Origin of the sequence: Agromyces binzhouensis, from assembly GCF_004135055.1 — a bacterium.
Classification (GTDB): Bacteria; Actinomycetota; Actinomycetes; order Actinomycetales; family Microbacteriaceae; genus Agromyces; species Agromyces binzhouensis.
The window spans coordinates 1-3720 of record NZ_SDPL01000319.1; the positions used below are offsets into that span (position 1 = coordinate 1).

Below are 3720 nucleotides of genomic sequence, written 5' to 3' on the forward strand. Positions count from 1 at the left end.
CGGCGAGCGCTGCGCCGGCGCGGCGCGCGCGTCCGCTCGCGCCGGGATGACGTCGGCCCGTCGTCACGATCGAGGGGTCGCCGACTTCGTGATCAGGACCCGTCCGAGCACGCGCATCCCGTCCTCCCCCGAGCCGTCGATGCGGCCAGCGTAGCCCGGCGCGCCGTCCGGCGAAGGTCTCCCTCCCGTCACGCGCGGCGACGCGCCGCAACGCGCGGCCGCGCGATAGCGTGACCGCATGGAATTCCTCCGCCACCTCGTCGTGCTCATCCACCTCGTCGGCTTCGCCGTGCTCTTCGGCGCGTGGGTCGTCGAACTCGTCAACGGCAAGCGCGGCGTCACGCGCCTCATGAACTGGGGCCTCGCGATCGCCGGCGTGGCCGGCCTCGCGCTCGCCGCACCGTGGGGCATCGAGTACGACATGGACTACGCCAAGATCGCCACGAAGCTCGTGATCCTGATCGTCATCGGCGCGCTCCTCGGCATCGGCGCCGGCCGTCAGCGCAAGACCGGTTCGGTGCCGCCGGCGATCTTCTGGCTGATCGGCATCCTGACGTTCGCGAACGCCGCGATCGCCGTGCTCTGGCGCTGACCGCTGACCGCTGACCCACCGGCCCCGGTGATCCGCTGACGCGGCGCCGGCCCGCGGTCCGCGCGCCGGGCGGACCTACGCCCAGCCCAACTCCCTGAGCCGGGCGTCGTCGAGCCCGAAGTAGTGCCCGATCTCGTGGACGAGCGTGATGCGGATCCGCGCGCGGAGCGCGTCGAGGTCGGCGCTGTGCTCCTCGAGGTTGTTCTTGTAGAGCGTGATGCGGTCGGGCAGTTCGCCGAAGCCGTAGACGCCGCGCGTCGTGATCGGGTGGCCGCGGTACTGGCCGAAGAGCCGCGGGCGTTGCGCTATCGGCTGGTCCTCGAACGAGATCGCGACGTTCTCGAGGCCGCGGACCATGTCGTCGGGGAGCGCGTCGAACACCTCGCCGAGCATCCGCTCGAAGTCGTCATCCGAGATCTCGACCACGGCGTCAGCGTGCTCGCGTGATCATGACGCCGCCCCGCCGCCCTCGACGGCGACGATGCGGTGGTCCTCGGCGTGCGTGAGCTCGGTGCGGAGGAAGAGCTCGTCGGTCGGCAGGTGCAGGTCGAAGCGCGCGAACGCCGCGACGCGCAGCTCGCCGGCCTCGACGGCGAGGTCGAGCACGTGCCCGCCGAGGCTCCGGTCGTCGCTGAGGAAGTGCAGGTGGAGGCCGGCGACCGCGATGCCCTGGTAGATCGCGGGCGTCCAGAACCCGACGAGCGTGCCGCGGATGCCGCGCGCCACCGTCTCGACCTGCTGCTCCGTCACCTCGGCGAGGGGCGGCAGCGGATGCCGCTGGCGCGGCGTGACGCGCACGCGGACCTCCGACAGCACCCCGTCGAAGCGGACGGCGTGGAAGAGGTTCCGGCTCGTCAGCGCCTCGTCGACGGATGCCGCGAAGCCGGCCATGTCGCGGTCGCGCACCTCGCTCGCCGGGACGTCCGGGAATCGGCAGACGATCGCGAACGGCAGGGTCTCGTCGCTGCGCATCACCGCGGGCGGTCCGTCGAGCGTGCACTCGATCGCCGCCGCGTCGAGGATGACGACCTCGCCGCCCAGCTGCTCGACGCAGCCGAGCCCGAAGTCCCCGACCGCGCACGCCTCGCCGACCAGGAGCCCGGACTCGTAGGCGCCCGCGAGCAGCGCGTCGAGCACCGCGAACTGCGTCACGGCCGCACCGGGCACGGGTGTCTGGGGCACGCTTGGAGACTACTCCCGCCGCGCCGGCACCCGCTCGAGCTCCTCGAGCAGCGGCGACTCCGCGACATCCTGCACGATCGCGCGCCCCAACGCCGCCGCCGCCTCGCGATAGCCCGCATCCCCGAGCACCTCCGCGACGGCCCGCGCGATGCGCGCGCTCGACGCGGTGCGCGGGACGGCGACCCCGGCTCCCCGCCGGGTCACGCGCACCGCGTTGTCGGCCTGGTCGCGTCCGTGGTGCAGGATCACGAGCGGCTGCCCCGCGGCGAGCGCCTTGATGACCGTGCCGTGGCCGCCGTGCGTGACGACGAGGTCGGCGCGCGGCAGCACCTCGCTGTGCGGGGCGGATGCCACGACCGTGACGTTCGACGGCGCGCTGATCGCGCCCGGCTCGACGGCCGGACCGGTCGTCACGAATCCGCGCACGGGCAGCTCGCCCAGCGCGTCGGCGATGCGCTGCAGGCAGGCGACGTGGTCCTGGAAGGTCGACGACATCGCGACGAGCACGAGCGGGCCGTCGCCGTCGGGCGGCGCCCACCTCGCGGCATCCGCCCATTCGGGGTCGTCGAGGATCGGCCCGACGTAGCGCGCGTTGTCGGGCAGGCTCGCGGGGAAGTCGAAGGCCGCCGAGGTGAGGATGAGCTGCATCCGCGCGTGCTGCATCTGCGCCCAGAGCGTCGCGATCGGCTCGAGTCCGGCACGATCCCGGAGCTCGTTGAGCTCCGGCAGCGTGTACCGGTCGATGAGGCGGGCGGATCCCGCTCGCATCGCGCGGTCGCGAGCACGTCCGAGCGGGCCGCGCGCGGGCGCGAGCCCTGCGCCGAACGGCGGCATTCCGTCGGCGGGGAGCACGTAGACGTTCGGCATGAGGAGGTCGAACGGCACGCCGCGCGACTCGGCCGCGATCATCCCGCCGAGCGCGAAGCCCGAGGTCACCACGAGGTCGGGCCGGACCTCGTCGATCGCGACGGCCGTGTCGTCGAGCTGCTGGGCGGCCGGTCCGACGAGCATGTGCTCGGCCATGCCCCGGGCCAGCGCGACGGGCGTGCGCAGCTCCCAGTCGCGGAACTCCTCGAACGGTCGCCGCCAGATCCGGACCGCAGCGCCGGCGCTCTCGACATCGGCCGCCATCGTCTCGTCGGCGAGCACCGTCACCCGGTGCCCGCGATCGACGACCCGACGCACGACGCCGACCTCGGGCGGCACGGTGCCGCCGGCGTCGGTCAGCGCGAAGAGGTACGTGCGGGCGTTCGGAGTCGTCACCGGTGATCACCGTCCAGATCGGCCCGGATCCGGTCCGATCGGGGCTCGATGCCGCGAGCGTACCGCCGGGGGCGGGCGGATGCCTCGGTGCTGGCCCGGTCCCGCAACCGCCGGAGCCCGTGATCGATCGGAGGCGGAAGATCCGCGCCCCTCGACGCGTTGCCCCTTGCATGAGAGCGATCGCGTACTCCACGACCGGCCCGTCCTCCGTCCTCGAGCTCGTCGAGCGCGACCTCCCCGAGCCCGGCCCGGGCGAGGTGCGCGTGCGCGTCGTGGTCTCGGGCGTGAACCCCACCGACTGGAAGGCGCGCATCGGCATCGGCGCAGCGCCCGGCGCGGCCACGCCCTTTCCCGAGGTCGTGCCGAACCAGGACGGTGCGGGCGTCGTCGACGCGGTCGGCGACGGCGCGGCCGGGTTCGCGGTCGGCGACCGGGTCTGGATCTTCCTCGCCGCGCACGAGCGGCCGACGGGGACCGCGCAGGAGTTCACGGTGGTCCCCGCGAGCCGAGTCGTGCGCCTTCCGGATGCCGCGGGCTTCGACGTCGGCGCATCCCTCGGCGTCCCCGCGATGACCGCCCACCGGGCCCTCACCGTGCACGAGGGCGGCCCGTCCCGGCTGGGACCGGGCGCGCTCGACGGCCGCACCGTGCTCGTCGCTGGCGGCGCCGGCGCGGTCGGGCAC

Annotated in this window: 5 protein-coding genes; 2 read left to right on the forward strand and 3 right to left on the reverse strand. The window is 74.0% G+C overall.

What is annotated here, in order from left to right; genetic code table 11:
* Positions 1-238: 238 nt before the first annotated feature.
* The gene (locus tag ESO86_RS13295; protein WP_129235452.1) at positions 239-592 is read left to right on the forward strand and encodes a Fe-S protein; all 354 of its coding nucleotides are present in this window, start codon (positions 239-241) and stop codon (positions 590-592) included.
* A 75-nt stretch (positions 593-667) separates the two neighbouring features.
* Here ESO86_RS13295 and ESO86_RS13300 read toward each other — a convergent pair whose 3' ends face one another.
* The 3 genes from ESO86_RS13300 to ESO86_RS13310 are packed head-to-tail and all read right to left on the reverse strand — an operon-like array spanning position 668 to position 3037.
* The gene (locus ESO86_RS13300; protein ID WP_129235453.1) at positions 668-1018 is read right to left on the reverse strand and encodes a metallopeptidase family protein; all 351 of its coding nucleotides are present in this window, start codon (positions 1016-1018) and stop codon (positions 668-670) included.
* A 21-nt stretch (positions 1019-1039) separates the two neighbouring features.
* Positions 1040-1774 carry an acetolactate decarboxylase gene (gene budA, locus ESO86_RS13305; RefSeq protein WP_129235454.1) on the reverse strand — a complete coding sequence of 245 codons (735 nt, stop codon included), beginning with the start codon at positions 1772-1774 and terminating at the stop codon, positions 1040-1042.
* 9 nt (positions 1775-1783) lie between these two features.
* Positions 1784-3037: a glycosyltransferase gene (locus tag ESO86_RS13310; RefSeq protein ID WP_129235455.1), complete on the reverse strand. Its 1254-nt coding sequence runs from the start codon at positions 3035-3037 to the stop codon at positions 1784-1786.
* Positions 3038-3207: 170 nt separating this feature from the next.
* Between ESO86_RS13310 and ESO86_RS13315 the strand changes: the two genes are divergently transcribed.
* A partial coding sequence (locus ESO86_RS13315) for an alcohol dehydrogenase catalytic domain-containing protein (protein WP_165307817.1) occupies positions 3208-3720 on the forward strand: 513 nt, incomplete at its 3' end.

What these genes read in the sequence shown, in the direction of transcription:
- ESO86_RS13295 (WP_129235452.1), top strand. Translation starts at nt 239, where the DNA reads ATGGAATTCCTCCGCCACCTCGTCGTGCTCATCCACCTCGTCGGCTTC.